We start from the raw sequence: 13,532 nt of genomic DNA on the forward strand, positions 1-13,532 counted from the left end.
GAGATCACAACAGACGAGACAAGCGTTTTCTTCCCATGGCTTCCAACGACAACCTCTTCTGCGCGCTGCGCGCCGCCTTCCCCCGGGACTCCGCCGCCACGGCAATCGAAACCGACAGCGGCCTGACCTACACCTGGGACGACATCGAACGGACCACGGCCCGCATCGCCAACCTGCTGGCGTCGCTCCAGCTCGCGGCCGGCGCGCGGGTGGCGGTGCAGGTGGAGAAGTCGGTCGAGGCGGCACTGCTCTACCTCGCGACGCTGCGGGCTGGCTATGTCTTCCTGCCGCTCAACACCGCCTACCAGCAGGCGGAGATCGCCTACTTCATCGGCAATGCGGAGCCGGAGCTGATCGTCTGTGCCTCGCGCAACGCCGGCTGGATGGCCGAGGTCGCGTCGGCCGCCGGCTGCCGGCATCTGCTCACGCTCAACGACGACCGCACCGGCAGCCTGCTCGACGCGGCCGCGCCGATGCCGGACCAACACGCGCCGGCACAGCGCAGCGCCGACGACCTCGCCGCCATCCTCTACACCAGCGGCACCACCGGCCGCAGCAAGGGCGCGATGCTCAGCCACGGCAACCTCCTGAGCAATGCGCAGGTGCTGAAGACCTACTGGGACTGGCAGCCGGGCGACGTTCTGATCCATGCGCTGCCGATCTTCCACGTCCACGGCCTGTTCGTCGCGCTGCACGGGGCACTGCTCAACGGCAGCCGGATGATCTGGATGTCGAAGTTCGACGCCGCCCGGGTCGTCGCGCGGCTGCCGGACGCCACCGTCTTCATGGGCGTGCCGACGCTCTACGTCCGCCTGCTGCAGGAGCCGGGCCTGGACCGCCACGCCGTCCGGAACATGCGGCTCTTCGTCTCCGGCTCCGCACCGCTGCTGATCGAGACCTTCCGCGACTGGCAGGCCCGCACCGGGCACACCATCCTCGAGCGCTACGGCATGAGCGAGACGGCGATGCTCACCTCCAACCCCTGCCGGCCCGAGGACGGCGAACGCCGCGGCGGGACGGTCGGCTTTCCGCTGCCCGGCGTGTCGGTGCGGGTGGTGGGCGACGACGGCCGGCCGGTGCCGGTCGGCGAGACGGGCGGCGTCGAGGTGCAGGGGCCGAACGTGTTCTCCGGCTACTGGCGCATGCCGGAGAAGACCCGCGAGGAGTTCACCGCCGACGGATATTTCCGCACCGGGGATGTCGGCCGGTTCGACGCCGACGGCTATCTGACGATCGTCGGGCGCAGCAAGGATCTGATCATCAGCGGCGGCTACAACGTCTACCCGGCGGAGATCGAGTCGGCGGCCAACGAACTGCCGGGTGTGGCCGAAACGGCGGTGGTCGGCGTGCCGCATCCGGACTTCGGCGAAGTGGGCGTCGCGGTGATCGTGGCCCGGCCCGGTGCCGCGGTCGATCCCGACGGCGTGCTCGCCGCCCTGCGGCCGCGGCTCGCCAACTTCAAGCTGCCGAAGCGCTGCTTCGTCGTCGCCGACCTGCCGCGCAACGCGATGGGCAAGGTCCAGAAGAATCTGCTTCGCACGCAATACGCCGACCTGTTCGTCGCCCCCACGACATAACGACGTTTTGTGGCCGAAATACCGCGTCGTTACCGCGGGTGACAGCGCTGTCCGTGCGCGCCGTAACATGGGTCACAACTAGGCTAAAGTTGTTGCTGCTTGCATACAGTCGCGCATCACACGCCCGCTCTCTCATGGACGAAGGTTCCTCACTGCCGATCGAGGTCCACTTGCTGCGCAAGGGGATGTTCGTGCGGCTGGATCTCGGATGGATGGACCATCCGTTTCCACGCAACAGTTTCAAGATCACGACGGACGATCAGTTGCAGACGATCCGGTCGCTCGGCCTGCAGACGGTGCGGTACTTCCCGGACCGCAGCGATCCCGAGCCGGCCGCGATGGAGCGCGAAACGCTCGCCGCACCGGCCGTAGCTGCTCCTCCCGACGACCCCGAAGCCGAGGCCCGCGCCCGCAAGGCCGAGCTGCTCGCCGCCCAGCGCGAGCAGCTGGCTGCGTGCGAGCGCCAGTTCACCGACGTGGCCCGCGGTTACCGCCGCGTCGCGGAAGACGTGCTCCACAAGCCGATGCTGGCGCGCCAAGCGAGCGAGGAGCTGGTCGGCCGATGCGTCGAGGAACTCATCGACAACGGCGAATCGGTGATCCGGCTGCTGTCGGAGAGCGTGGGCGAACGCAGCGCCCAGCATCCGGTCAACGTGATGGCGGTGTCGCTGCTGCTCGGCCAGGCGCTCGGCATGGAAAGGGGCCCGCTTGAACAACTGGGCCTGGCGGCGCTGCTGCACGACGTCGGCAAGAGCGAGCTGCCGGACCGTTTCCGCGTTTGCGAAGACAGTTTCAGCGCGGCCGAAATGCGGCTGTACCAGGAGCATGTGCCGCGCGGCGTCGGGATCGCGCGCCGCATGGGCCTGGGTGCCGAAGCGGTGGCCGGCATCGCCGAGCACCACGAGATGGTGGACGGCAGCGGCTTCCCGCTGCGGCTGACCGGCGAACGCATGGCGCTGTGCGGCAAGATCCTGTCGCTGGTCAACCGCTACGACAACCTGTGCAACCCGGCGCGCCATGCGGTCGCGGTGACACCGCACGAGGCGCTGTCGGCGATCTTCGCGCAGATGAAGGCGCGCTTCGATCCGACGGTGCTCAGCGCCTTCATCCGGATGATGGGCGTCTACCCGCCCGGCTCGATCGTGCAACTCGTGGACGAGCGCTTCGCGCTGGTCGTGTCGGTCAATCCGGCCCGGCCGCTGCGGCCGCGGATCATCGTGCACGATCCGGCTGTGCCGGCGGTCGATGCCCTGGTGATGGACCTGGAAGGCCGGCCGGATCTGGGCATCCGCCGCAGCCTGCGCCCGGCCCAGCTGCCGAAGGCGGCGCTCGACTACCTGTCGCCGCGGACCCGCGTCTGCTACTACTTCGAGCGCGCGGTCTATGTAGGGGAGATCGTGTGACCGAGTCCGCCGTGCCCCGGGTGGGCATCGACGGACTGCTGGAGGCGGTCTGGATCGTCGATGCGGCGGATCTGCGTATCGTCGAATGCAACCGCGCAGCCCAGACCCTGATGGGGACGGAAGCGGACACGGTATGTGGGCGGCCGGTGACCGATGTGTTCGGCGCACCGGAAGACCGCGCGTTCTGGGCCGAGGTGTCGGCCGGGACGGCGGGCGAACTGCATTCCGATACGCGTCTCTCGAAGCCCGGGGGGGGCACCATCGCGGTCGAGCGGCGTGTGCGGCCTGCCGGCGACGGCGCTCCGCCGCGCCACTGGCTGGTCGGGGCGGTGGACCGCAGCCGGCAGCAGGCCAGCGAGGAGGAACTGGAGACGCTGGTCGCCGAACTGCGCGCCACGCTCGAGTCCACCGCCGACGGCATCCTGGTGTGCAGCCTGAGCGGTGCGATCCGGGCCTTCAACCGCCGCTTCGCCCAGCTTTGGGACGTGCCGAAGGAACTGCTGATACAACGCGACGACGCGGCCGTGCATGCCCAGTTGGAGCGGCAGGTGGTCGATCCGGAGGGCTACCGCGCCCGTCTCGACCTGCTGCTGAAGAATTCCGAGCCGGAAGCCACCGACGTGCTGCTGCTGCGCTCGGGCCGCACGCTGCAGCGGCTGTCCACGCCCCAGTTCAGCCGCGGCCGGGTGATCGGCCGGGTGTTCTCGTTCCGGGACGTGACCGACCGGCTCGCCGCCGAGAACGGTCTGCGGCTGGCGGCCAAGGTGTTCGAATCCAGCCCCGACGCCGTCTTCATCGCCGATGCGCAGCACCGCATCGTGGCGGTCAACCCGGCCTGCCGCCGTCTCGCGCGCCAGGAGGGCGACGCGCTGGTCGGCACGCACGCGGTGGACCTGTTCGAGGACCGCGACGCCGGCCGGCTGTTCACCGACATCCAGAAATGCTGGCAGACGTCCGGTCTGTGGGACGGGGAGGTCTGGCACCGCCGCGGCGACGGGTCGACCTGCCCGGTGCGGCTGTCGTGGGTGGTGCTCTACGGCACTGCGGGGGAGATGCTGCAGAGCATCGGCTTCTTCCGCGACCTGTCGGCCCAGCGCGCCGCGCAGCAGCGCATCGAGGAACTGGCGTACAGCGACACCCTGACCGGCTTGCCCAACCGCCTGTTGCTGGCGCGCCGCGTCGAGCGGGTACTGCAGCAGCAGCGCGGCGACGCACAGCAGCCGTTCGCGATCCTGTTCATCGACCTGGACCGCTTCAAGAACATCAACGATTCCCTCGGCCACCAGTTCGGCGACCGGGTGCTGGTCCATGTGGCGGAGCGGGTCAAGGCCTGCCTGCGGCTGGCCGACACGCTGTGCCGGGTGGGCGGCGACGAATTCGTGGTGCACCTGCACAACGCCGATGCCCTATCCGCGGAGCACGTGGCCCAGCGGGTCCAGCAGGCGCTGGCGCAGCCGTTCGCGCTCGACGACCTGCGGTTTTCGGTCAGCAGCAGCATCGGCATCGCGCTGCATCCGCGCGACGGCCATTCGCTCGACGACCTGATCCGCCATGCCGACACGGCGATGTTCCGGGTCAAGGAGCGGGGCCGCGGCAGCTACCGCTTCTACCAGCCCGACATGAAGGTCGATCTGCTGTCGCGTATGCGGATGGAGCATGCGATGCGCGAGGCGATGGACCAGCGCCGCTTCGAATTGCACTACCAGCCGCAGATCGAACTGGCCACCGGCCGGCTGATCGGGGTGGAGGCGCTGATTCGCTGGACCGACGAGGCGATGGGTCCGGTATCGCCCGGCGTGTTCATCCCGCTCGCGGAAGAGTCGGGCTTCATCGTCACCATCGGCGCCTGGGTGCTGGAGGAGGCGGTGCGGCAGGCGGCCCAATGGCAGCTGGCCGGGACGCCGGTGCGGGTGTCGGTCAACGTGTCGGCGCTGCAGTTCCGGCAGGCCGATTTCATCGAACGCGTGGCCGCCGGCATCCGCATCTCGGGGCTGGCGCCGCATCTGCTGGAGCTGGAATTGACCGAGACTATCCTGATCCAGGATGCGGACGAAGTGCTCGAGCGGCTGCATGCGCTGGCGGCGATCGGCGTGCAGCTCGCCATCGACGATTTCGGCACCGGCTATTCCAGCCTGGCGTACCTAAAGAAATTTCCGATCCACCGGCTGAAGATCGACCAGTCCTTCGTCCGCGGACTGCCGCACGACGAGAGCGACCTGGCGATCGTCACCGCGATGACCAGCATGGGCCGCGCCCTGCGGGTCGAGATGGTCGCGGAAGGCGTGGAAACGGCGGCCCAGCGCGAATGCCTGCGCACCCTGCACTGCGACCATTTCCAGGGATTCCTGTGCGCGCCCGGCCTGCCGGCCGCCGAAATGACGCAGCGGCTGCGCCACGAGCCGCCGTTCATGCGCGGCTGATGCGGGCCGTGGGCGCAGCCCCGCAGGGCGCTTTCAGCCGGTGATGCCTTTCCACAGCATGTAGGCCGCCAGCAGGTAGAGCAGGCAGCCGAAGATACGCTTGAGCTTCGCTACCGGCAGCGCATGGGCCGCCCGCGCGCCGAGCGGCGCCAGCAGCATGCTGAAGACCGCGATGACCGCCAGTGCCGGCAACCAGACATAGCCGACCGACGCGGGCGGCAGACCGTCCACCTGCAGGCCGCTCGCCACGTACCCCACCACGTTGGCGAGCGCGATCGGGAAGCCGAGCGCCGCGCTGGTGGCGACGGCGGCGTGGATCGGCACGTTGCGCCGGGTCATGAACGGCACGCTGATGAAACCGCCGCCGGCGCCGACCAGTCCCGAGAGGAATCCGATGCCGCCGCCGGCGGCCCACAGTCCGGCCATCCCCGGCATCCTCCGGTCGGGTGTGGCGGCCGATGCCAGGAGCATGCGGGTGGCAGAGAAGCCGACGAACAGGCCGAAGAAGATCGCCAGCGGCCGACCTTTGAGCAGGGCGAATACGCCCGCACTCGCGACCAGGCTGCCGAGGACGATGCCGGGCGCGAGATGCCGAAAGATGTCCCAGCGCACGGCGCCCCGCCGGTGATGCGCGCGCACGCTGGAGGCGGAGGTGAAGACGATGGTCGCCATCGACGTAGCGATGGCCATCTTGACGGCCAGGTCGGCAGGCACGCCGCGATGGCCGAGCATGGCGGTAATGAACGGCACCATGATCATGCCGCCGCCGATGCCGAGTAGTCCGGCCAGAAAGCCGGCGACGATGCCCAGTGTCGCCAATTCGGCGACCAGAAGAATGTCGAGCATCGCAAGTCCCGTCGTGTGCCGTCAGGGGAGGCGGCGCCTCCGGAAGGCGGCAGTGTAGCGGCGCCTGCGGCCGCTTGCAGGAGCGACTTAGCCCAGCGGCTTCCAGGCGGGTGGGTCCGGCAGCGGATAGTCCGGTCCGCGGTACTGCTGCATGGCTTCGCGTTGCCGCATACGCTTCAGATACCGCGGCTTCGGCTTGCCTTCCGATTCGTGGGTGCGGGTCTTGGACATGGTGCGCTCCTCACATCGATGCGGAAGGGGAGGGAACGGCCGCCGTCATGCGGCGAATGCCGAGACCCGGTGTGCGACCTTGTTGATGTCGGCCGCTCGCCGATGGGCGGCGTTTGGCAGCCATCTGCGCGCGGTCCGAGGTTTCCAATGCTTCGTACTGACCGAGTTGGGTCGGGGCAGGCTTGTGTCGGATCGGCGTGTTCATGTCGTGCTCCTGTTGATCAATGCTAAGAGCCGACGCTGTCCGAGCCGTGGCGGACGCAACCCTTTCTCGAATGCAGCTTTGGCCTACAGGAACGGTACGCGGCAGCGACGGCGACGGATCGGTCCTACGTCCAGCAAGCCCGGCGGCTTGCGGGCCCTGCGCGGCTCAAAGGAATAAGTTTGATAGCCAAGGGGTCAGTTCTGGCCGCATCTCTCTTCACCCATCAAGGAGTTCTCATGCAACGTTCTTCAGTCTTCCGTACTTCTTCCGGTATCGCTGCGGCGGTCGCCCTTACGCTGGCGTGCACGGCGCTCCCCGCCGCCGCGCAGTCGTCGCTCGGCATGTCCAACAGCACGTCCACGACGTCGACCATCGGCGGCACGAACAGCCTGCAGGGCCAGGCGATCGGCGGGACCACGGCCAATGACCGGGCACGCGCAGGCGGTGCGCTGGGTGTCGGCAGCACCGGTACGACCAGCACCTTGCCGGCGACGCCGGGCAACGCAATGCGCGATGCGACCGGCACCGGCACGACGACCGGCGTGGGCGCTGCCAGCGGCATCGGCGCTACCGGCGCAGCCTCGGGACTGAGTACGCCCATCGGCGGTGCGGCTGTGCCGGGTAGCACCTTGGGTAGCCCCACCGGTGCCGGTGCGATGGGCACGGGGGGCGTGGGGGCTACCGGCACGATCGGAGGCACGGGCGTGGGCGCGGGTGTCGGCGCAGGAGCCGGTGCGGGCATCGGAGGCGGGACCGGTGCCGGTGCGGCCGGCGGGGCAGCCGGTGCCGCCGCGGGAGGCGCTGGCGGACGCTGATTCTGTCCGACACCCGACGCTCGCCAAAACGAAAACGGCAACCGAAAGGTTGCCGTTTTTTTATGGGATGCCGGCAAAGCCGTCATCCCGAAGAAGGTGCCTGCGAGTGCCACCGGACCGGCATCCTGAACCGGGGGTTCAGGTGGGCCAGGGCAGCCAGCCGTTGGGTTCATCTGACGCGAGACGATCACGCTCAGCTGGCGATGTACCTAGTCCGTGCTCAGAGAGCATTGGTTCAAGGAAATATAAAGCCCGGCGAGCACCGCAGACGCCGTCATTCTACGCCGACGGGCGCTACAGCGTGCGAGCCGAACGTTACAGCGCGCGACCTGCGTCGTCCTGCAGCGCGTCGTCGAGCCGCTGTACCAGATCGGCCCAGCGGGCATCGTCGGGCCCTGCCGCAGACGATGCAGCGGGCGCCGCGGCGCCCGCTGGCCGGTCGCTCACGTCGAAGGCCAGGTTGAGTGCCGTCAGCACCGCGATACGGTCGCGTGCCCGCACCTTGCCGGCGTCGCGGATGCGGGTCATCGTGTCGTGGACCCGGGCCACGGCGGCCCGCAGCCGTTCCTCGCCGCCTTCGGGGCAACCGAGCAGATAGCTCTGCCCCATGATCTGTACTTCCAGCTGCTTCATGCTGATGCCCGGCTTTCCGCTTCGTCGAATGCATGCGCCTCGCTGCCGGCCGGCAGGCGCGCGATCAGCGCGTCCACGCGGTCGCGTGCGGTGTCGAGGCGGGCCCGCAGATCGTCGCGTTCAAGCGCCAGTGCGGCGGCTTCCTGGACGAGCGCCGCATGGGCACGCTGCAGATCGGCGTGCCGTGCGAGCAGGCGCTCGACGCGTTCTGCGACCTGGTCGATGGGGTGGGGGAGCGCGGATGCCATGGAGCCGCCGATTGTAGGGTGGGGTGATCGCCTTCCGGCGGCCGCGCCGGGCGGCCGCGTCGCGGAAAGCGCTCGCTTAGAATCCGCCGGTTGGTGCTCGCATGCCGGTTCACGGGATGCAGTTCAACGGGAAGCAGGAGGGCGTCATGCCCGACCTGCGCTGCCCCCGCAACGGTCGGTGGAAGAACCGCAAGGTTCCGCATCCCTCACACAGCCACTGGAGCTGCGCCGCAGGCACACTCTGGGAAGGCGACGGATGCCGTTTCCGCCCAGCCCGGATACCGGCCAACGAGGTTGCCGTGCGTCGTCCCTGTGGCGGCGCCCGGCTTGTGGTCCAGAGCGGCGGGGAGGTCGCTCAAGGACGCTCCTGCGATCTCTTTCCGATGCAACGTTCCATTTCCGGCCTGCCCCTGGCCGTTCTTTCGCTGGCGCTCGCCAGCGCCTTCCCCGCGCACGCCCAGACGGCGGCGACCCCGCAACTCGGCGAAACCGTGGTGACCGCCACGCGTGTCGCGCAACCGCTCGCCGACCTGGTGGCCGACGTGTCGATCGTCGACCGCGACACGATCGAGCGCAGCGGCGCTGTCGGCGTGGCCGATGTGCTCGCGCGGCTGCCCGGCATCGAGATCTCGCGCAACGGCGGGCCGGGCAATGCCAGCAGCGTGTTCCTGCGCGGGGCCGAATCGCGCTTCACCGCCGTCTACATCGACGGCGTGCGGGTCGATTCGCAGTCCACCGGCGGCGCGCAATGGGAGCAGATTCCGCTCGCGCAGATCGACCGGATCGAGGTGCTGCGCGGCCCGGCCGCCGCGGTGTACGGATCGGACGCGATCGGCGGCGTGATCCAGCTCTTCACCAAACGCGGCGAGCCCGGCGTCGCGCCGTCGGTCGGCGTCGGTTTCGGCACCCACGGCACGCGCCGCGCGGAAGCCGCGATCAGCGGCGCGACCGGCACCGACAACGTGTTCGACTACGCGCTCGGCATCGCGCACGAGGAGAGCAAGGGTTTCAACATCCGCCCGATCGCCGGGCAGAACCCCGACCGCGACGGTTACCGCAGCACGTCGGCGAACGCCCGGCTCGGCTTCCAGGTCAACCGCCGGCACCGCCTGGAGGGCACGCTGCTCGCCAACGACCTGAATTCGCAGTACGACAGCAGCCTGCGCGCCGACGACCGCAACCTGCACCGGCTGCGCACCGGCGGCCTGTCGTGGGCCGCGCAGTGGACCGACGCCTACCGTACGCGGCTGCAGGTGACCGATGCCGACAGCCGGTACGAGACCACGCCGTCGGCCTACATCACCAACACCCGGCTGCGCAACTACCTGTTCCAGAACGAATACCGCACCGGCCCGCACCTGTTCACCGCCGCGCTGGAGCGGCGCGAGGACCGGCTGCGCAATCCGCTGGAGCGGCCGGTGGCACTCGACCGCGAGCGTCATCAGAACGCACTGGCGCTCGGCTACGGCCTGAATGCCGGCCGGCACACGCTGCAACTCAATGCCCGGCACGACGACGACAGCGAGTTCGGCGGCAAGAGCACCGGCAGCGCGGCCTACGGCTTCGCGGCCACGCCGCAGTGGCGCGCGACCGCGTCGGCGGCCACCGCCTTCCGCGCGCCGACGCTCTACCAGCGCTTCAGCCAGTACGGCACCGCATCGCTGGCGCCGGAAAGCAGCCGCAACGTCGAGGCCGGCCTGCGCTGGACCCAGGGCCCGAGCAGCGCCGGCGTCGTCGTCTACCGCAACCGCGTGGAGAACCTGATCACCTTCGCTTCGGCGTCGCAGTGCCCGCCGGCGCAGAACCAGGGCTGCTACCGCAACGTGGCCCGCGCCGAATACGCCGGCCTGACGCTGTCGGGCAGCCACCGCGTGGGCGACGTGGCGCTGCGCGGTTCGTTGGACCTGCAGGACCCGAAGGACCTCGACACCGGCCGCCAGCTCGCGCGGCGTGCGCGCCGCCACGCCACGCTCGGCGCCGACACCCGCGTCGGCGGCTGGAACATCGGCGCCGATGCGCAACTGTCGGGCTACCGCTGGGACGACGGCGCCAATACCCGCCGCCTGGGCGGCTACACGCTGCTGAACCTGTACGCCAGCACCCGCATCGCCCGCGACTTCACGCTGCTCGCACGGGTCGACAACCTCGCCGACAAGCAGTACGAGCTGGCACGGACCTACGCGACGCCGGGCCGGGTGTTCTACCTCGGGGTGAAGTGGCAGCCGCTGTGAACGACGGCCGCGTCCGATGCCCGGCCGTGCTGGTCGCGGCGCCTGCGTCGGGGCAGGGCAAGACGACAGTAGCGGCGGCCATGGCGCGGCTGCATGGCCGCGCCGGCCGGCGGGTGCGGGCCTTCAAGTGCGGACCGGACTTTCTCGATCCGTTCTGGCTGGCGACCGCCAGCGGCGCGCCGGTCGATGCGCTCGACCTCTGGATGACCGGCGAGGCCGACTGCGCCGCCCGGCTGCGCGCCGCGGCAGCGGACGCCGACCTGCTGGTCGTCGAGGGGGCGATGGGCCTGTTCGACGGCACGCCGAGCGCGGCCGACATCGCGGCCCGGTTCGAGCTGCCGGTGCTGGCGGTGATCGACGCCCAGGCGATGGCCGGCACCTTCGGCGCGCTCGCCTTCGGCCTGAAACACTACCGGCCGGAGCTGCCCTGGGCCGGCGTGCTGGCCAACCGGGTGGCGACCGAGCGGCATGCCGGCATGTTGCAGGCCGGACTGCGCGACGCCGGCGACTGGCTGGGCGCGCTGCCACGCGGCGCGGCGTGGGCGCTGCCCGAGCGGCACCTCGGGCTGGTCGCGGATCTGCCGCAGGCCGATGCGCTGGCGCGGCTCGACGCTGCCGCCGACGCTCTGGCGGCGACGCCGCTCGGCCGCCTCGACAGCGCCGGGCTGCAGCGCTGGTCGGTCGATTTCGGTGCGGCCGACACGGCGCCGGTCACGGCACTGCCGCCGCTGCTGCGCGGCCGGCGCATCGCCGTCGCCCGCGACGCCGCCTTCTGCTTCCTCTACGGCGCCAACCTCGACTGCCTGCGGTCCTTGGGCGCCGAGACGGTCTTCTTCTCGCCGCTGGCCGACGCGCCCCTACCCGACTGCGACGCGGTCTGGCTGCCCGGCGGCTATCCGGAACTGCACCTGCCGGCCCTGGCCGCGGCCCGCACCACCCGCGCCGGGCTGGCAGCCCACATCGCGGCCGGCCGGCCGGTCTGGGCGGAATGCGGCGGCATGATGGCGCTGATGGACACGATCGTCGATGCGGCAGGGGCCGCCCACCGCGCCTGGGGACTGCTGCCGGGCACCGTCACGATGCAGCGGCGGCTCGCGGCGCTGGGGCCGCAGCGGCTGGAACTGCCGGCGGGCACGCTGCGCGGCCACACCTTCCACTACTCGACTGCCGACACGCCGCTGGCCGCGGTCGCCCGCACCGCGCGGCCGGAGGCGCCGGTCGCCGCGGACGCGGGCGAAGCGCTCTACCGGCAGGGTCCGGTGCAGGCGAGCTATTTCCACGCCTGGTTCCCGTCGTCGCCACAGGCCACCGCCGCTCTCTTCGGAGGCGCGCCATGACGCCGATCGTCGCCCGCAGCGAACTGGTGCTCGGCGGCCAGAAGAGCGGCAAGTCGCGCCGCGCCGAGATGCTGGCCGAACGCTGGCTGGCAGCGTCGCCCGACCACGGCGCGGTCTTCGTCGCCACCGCCCAGCCGTGGGACGACGAGATGCGCGCCCGCATCGACCGCCACCGGGCCGACCGTGCGGCGCGGCTGCCGGGGATGCGCACCGTCGAGGAGCCGCTGCGACTGGCCGAAGCGATCACCGAGGCGAGCCGGCCGGGCGTGCTGGTGGTCGCCGACTGCCTGACGCTCTGGCTGTCGAACTGCAGCATGGCCGACGCCGAGGTTGCGGATGCAAATCCGGCTTCTGCGCAGGCGCAGCAAGCGCGGGTAGCTCTGCTTTCGATAGCAATCGAGTCCGCGCCCGGGCCGGTGGTGCTGGTGTCCAACGAGATCGGGCTGGGCGTCGTGCCGATGGGCCGCGAGACGCGGGCCTTCGTCGATGCGCTCGGGCTGCTGAACCAGCGGATGGCGGCGGCCTGCCACCGAGTCACGCTGATGGCGGCCGGCCTGCCGCTGACGCTGAAGGACGCACCATGAGCCGCCGCCTGCTGCGCTTAGCCGGCGCCCTGCTGCTGGCCGCAGCCTGCGGTCTGGCGCAGGCCGCCGACATCGTCGACGGTCGCGGGCGCACCATCGCCTTCGCCCAGCCGCCGCAGCGCATCGTCAGCCTGCTGCCGTCGCTGACCGAAAGCGTGTGTGCGCTCGAGCAGTGCAGTCGGCTGGTGGGGGTGGACCGGTATTCCAACTTTCCGGAGAGCGTACGCCGCCTGCCGCAGGTGGGCGGCGGCATCGATCCGAACATCGAGGCCATCGTCGCGTTGAAGCCCGACGTGGTGCTGCTCGCGGTGTCCTCGCGCGCCAGCGAGCGGCTGGAGGCGCTGGGCATCAAGGTGGTCGCGCTGGAGCCGAAGAGCCATGCCGACGTGCGCCGGGTGCTGGAAACGGTGGCGCGGCTCCTGCAGGTGCCGGACGAGGGCGCGGCGCGGCTCTGGCGCACCATCGACGCGGCGGTGCAGGCGGCGGCCCAGTCGCTGCCGGCGCGCCGCCCGCCGACGCGGGTGTACTTCGAGGTCAGCCGCGGGCCGTACGCGGCGGGGGCCTCGTCCTTCATCGGCGAGACGCTGGCGCGGCTCGGGGCGCAGAACGTGGTGCCCGCCACGCTCGGGCCGTTCCCCCGGCTCAACCCGGAATACGTGGTGCGCGCCGATCCGGACGTGATCATGGTCGGCAACCGGAGCATGCAGGCGATGGTGGCGTATCCCGGCTGGCAGGGGCTGCGGGCGATGCGCACCGGCCGCACCTGCGTCTTCGGCCCGGACGAATCCGACGTGGTGGTGCGGCCCGGCCCGCGCATGGCCGAGGCGGCCCGCATCATGGCGCGCTGCCTGGCGGAGAAGGCGCCGTGAGCGTCGCCGCGCCGGCGCGGACCGGCCGCGCGGCTGCGCTCGGCGCCGGGCTGCTGGTGCTCGGCGCGGCGCTGCTGGCGCTGGGCGCGGCGATAGGCAGCACCGGGATCGAGAGCCTGGCCGCCGTGCGGGA

The 13,532-nt window shown here is 70.6% G+C and carries 13 protein-coding genes, 1 other RNA gene and 1 riboswitch; of the genes, 8 read left to right on the top strand and 6 right to left on the bottom strand.

All coding sequences use genetic code 11. The features are described 5' to 3' along the window. Positions 1-35 precede the first annotated feature (35 nt). The 3 genes from QZ500_RS02540 to QZ500_RS02550 all read left to right on the top strand — a co-directional run bounded on the left by QZ500_RS02540 (position 36) and on the right by QZ500_RS02550 (position 5,400). Positions 36-1,577: a malonyl-CoA synthase gene (locus QZ500_RS02540; protein WP_295850383.1), complete on the top strand. Its 1,542-nt coding sequence runs from the start codon at positions 36-38 to the stop codon at positions 1,575-1,577. 134 nt (positions 1,578-1,711) lie between these two features. Next, on the top strand, positions 1,712-2,980 hold the full coding sequence (locus QZ500_RS02545; protein ID WP_295850386.1) for an HD-GYP domain-containing protein: 1,269 nt from the start codon (positions 1,712-1,714) through the stop codon (positions 2,978-2,980). Beyond that, positions 2,977-5,400: an EAL domain-containing protein gene (locus QZ500_RS02550; RefSeq protein WP_295850389.1), complete on the top strand. Its 2,424-nt coding sequence runs from the start codon at positions 2,977-2,979 to the stop codon at positions 5,398-5,400. Before QZ500_RS02545 ends, QZ500_RS02550 begins: the two co-directional genes overlap by 4 nt. Before the next feature lie 33 nt (positions 5,401-5,433). On the opposite strand, the gene QZ500_RS02555 is transcribed toward QZ500_RS02550, so the two are convergent. The 3 genes from QZ500_RS02555 to QZ500_RS02565 form a co-directional block, all read right to left on the bottom strand. After that, positions 5,434-6,246 (bottom strand): sulfite exporter TauE/SafE family protein, encoded by an 813-nt coding sequence (locus tag QZ500_RS02555; protein WP_295850392.1) that lies wholly within the window; start codon positions 6,244-6,246, stop codon positions 5,434-5,436. An 87-nt stretch (positions 6,247-6,333) separates the two neighbouring features. Then, positions 6,334-6,477, bottom strand: a complete 144-nt coding sequence (locus QZ500_RS02560) for a hypothetical protein (RefSeq protein ID WP_295850394.1) — start codon at positions 6,475-6,477, stop codon at positions 6,334-6,336. Between the two features lie 10 nt (positions 6,478-6,487). Then, on the bottom strand, positions 6,488-6,682 hold the full coding sequence (locus tag QZ500_RS02565) for a hypothetical protein (protein WP_295850396.1): 195 nt from the start codon (positions 6,680-6,682) through the stop codon (positions 6,488-6,490). 236 nt (positions 6,683-6,918) lie between these two features. On the opposite strand from QZ500_RS02565, the gene QZ500_RS02570 reads away from it, so the two are divergent. Next, the gene (locus tag QZ500_RS02570; RefSeq protein WP_295850399.1) at positions 6,919-7,497 is read left to right on the top strand and encodes a hypothetical protein; all 579 of its coding nucleotides are present in this window, start codon (positions 6,919-6,921) and stop codon (positions 7,495-7,497) included. Positions 7,498-7,590: 93 nt separating this feature from the next. Here the strand turns inward: QZ500_RS02570 and ssrS are convergent. The 3 genes from ssrS to QZ500_RS02585 all read right to left on the bottom strand — a co-directional run bounded on the left by ssrS (position 7,591) and on the right by QZ500_RS02585 (position 8,378). Further along, a non-coding RNA gene (gene ssrS / locus QZ500_RS02575) (6S RNA) lies at positions 7,591-7,771 on the bottom strand. Between the two features lie 41 nt (positions 7,772-7,812). Then, entirely contained in the window at positions 7,813-8,130 is a 318-nt protein-coding gene (locus QZ500_RS02580; protein ID WP_295850401.1) for a cell division protein ZapA, read from the bottom strand. Then, positions 8,127-8,378 (bottom strand): DUF904 domain-containing protein, encoded by a 252-nt coding sequence (locus tag QZ500_RS02585; RefSeq protein WP_295850404.1) that lies wholly within the window; start codon positions 8,376-8,378, stop codon positions 8,127-8,129. The genes QZ500_RS02580 and QZ500_RS02585 overlap by 4 nt, the downstream gene beginning before the upstream one ends. 74 nt (positions 8,379-8,452) lie before the next feature. Continuing rightward, a riboswitch (cobalamin riboswitch) is annotated at positions 8,453-8,683 on the top strand. Between the two features lie 78 nt (positions 8,684-8,761). Here QZ500_RS02585 and QZ500_RS02590 point away from each other — a divergent pair. Genes QZ500_RS02590 through QZ500_RS02605 form a run of 4 tightly spaced genes read left to right on the top strand, consistent with a single transcriptional unit; the run spans position 8,762 to position 13,399 of the window. Then, positions 8,762-10,609, top strand: a complete 1,848-nt coding sequence (locus QZ500_RS02590; RefSeq protein WP_295850407.1) for a TonB-dependent receptor — start codon at positions 8,762-8,764, stop codon at positions 10,607-10,609. Continuing rightward, the gene (locus QZ500_RS02595; RefSeq protein WP_295850409.1) at positions 10,606-11,946 is read left to right on the top strand and encodes a cobyrinate a,c-diamide synthase; all 1,341 of its coding nucleotides are present in this window, start codon (positions 10,606-10,608) and stop codon (positions 11,944-11,946) included. The genes QZ500_RS02590 and QZ500_RS02595 overlap by 4 nt, the downstream gene beginning before the upstream one ends. Next, complete coding sequence (locus QZ500_RS02600) at positions 11,943-12,530, top strand: bifunctional adenosylcobinamide kinase/adenosylcobinamide-phosphate guanylyltransferase (RefSeq protein ID WP_295850412.1); 588 nt, start codon at positions 11,943-11,945, stop codon at positions 12,528-12,530. Before QZ500_RS02595 ends, QZ500_RS02600 begins: the two co-directional genes overlap by 4 nt. Further along, positions 12,527-13,399, top strand: coding sequence for a helical backbone metal receptor (locus tag QZ500_RS02605; RefSeq protein ID WP_295850414.1), 873 nt, complete (start codon positions 12,527-12,529; stop codon positions 13,397-13,399). The genes QZ500_RS02600 and QZ500_RS02605 overlap by 4 nt, the downstream gene beginning before the upstream one ends. Positions 13,400-13,532: the final 133 nt, after the last annotated feature.

It is taken from the genome of uncultured Xylophilus sp. (genome assembly GCA_913776965.1).
In the GTDB taxonomy this organism is placed as follows: Bacteria; Pseudomonadota; Gammaproteobacteria; order Burkholderiales; family Burkholderiaceae_C; genus Xylophilus.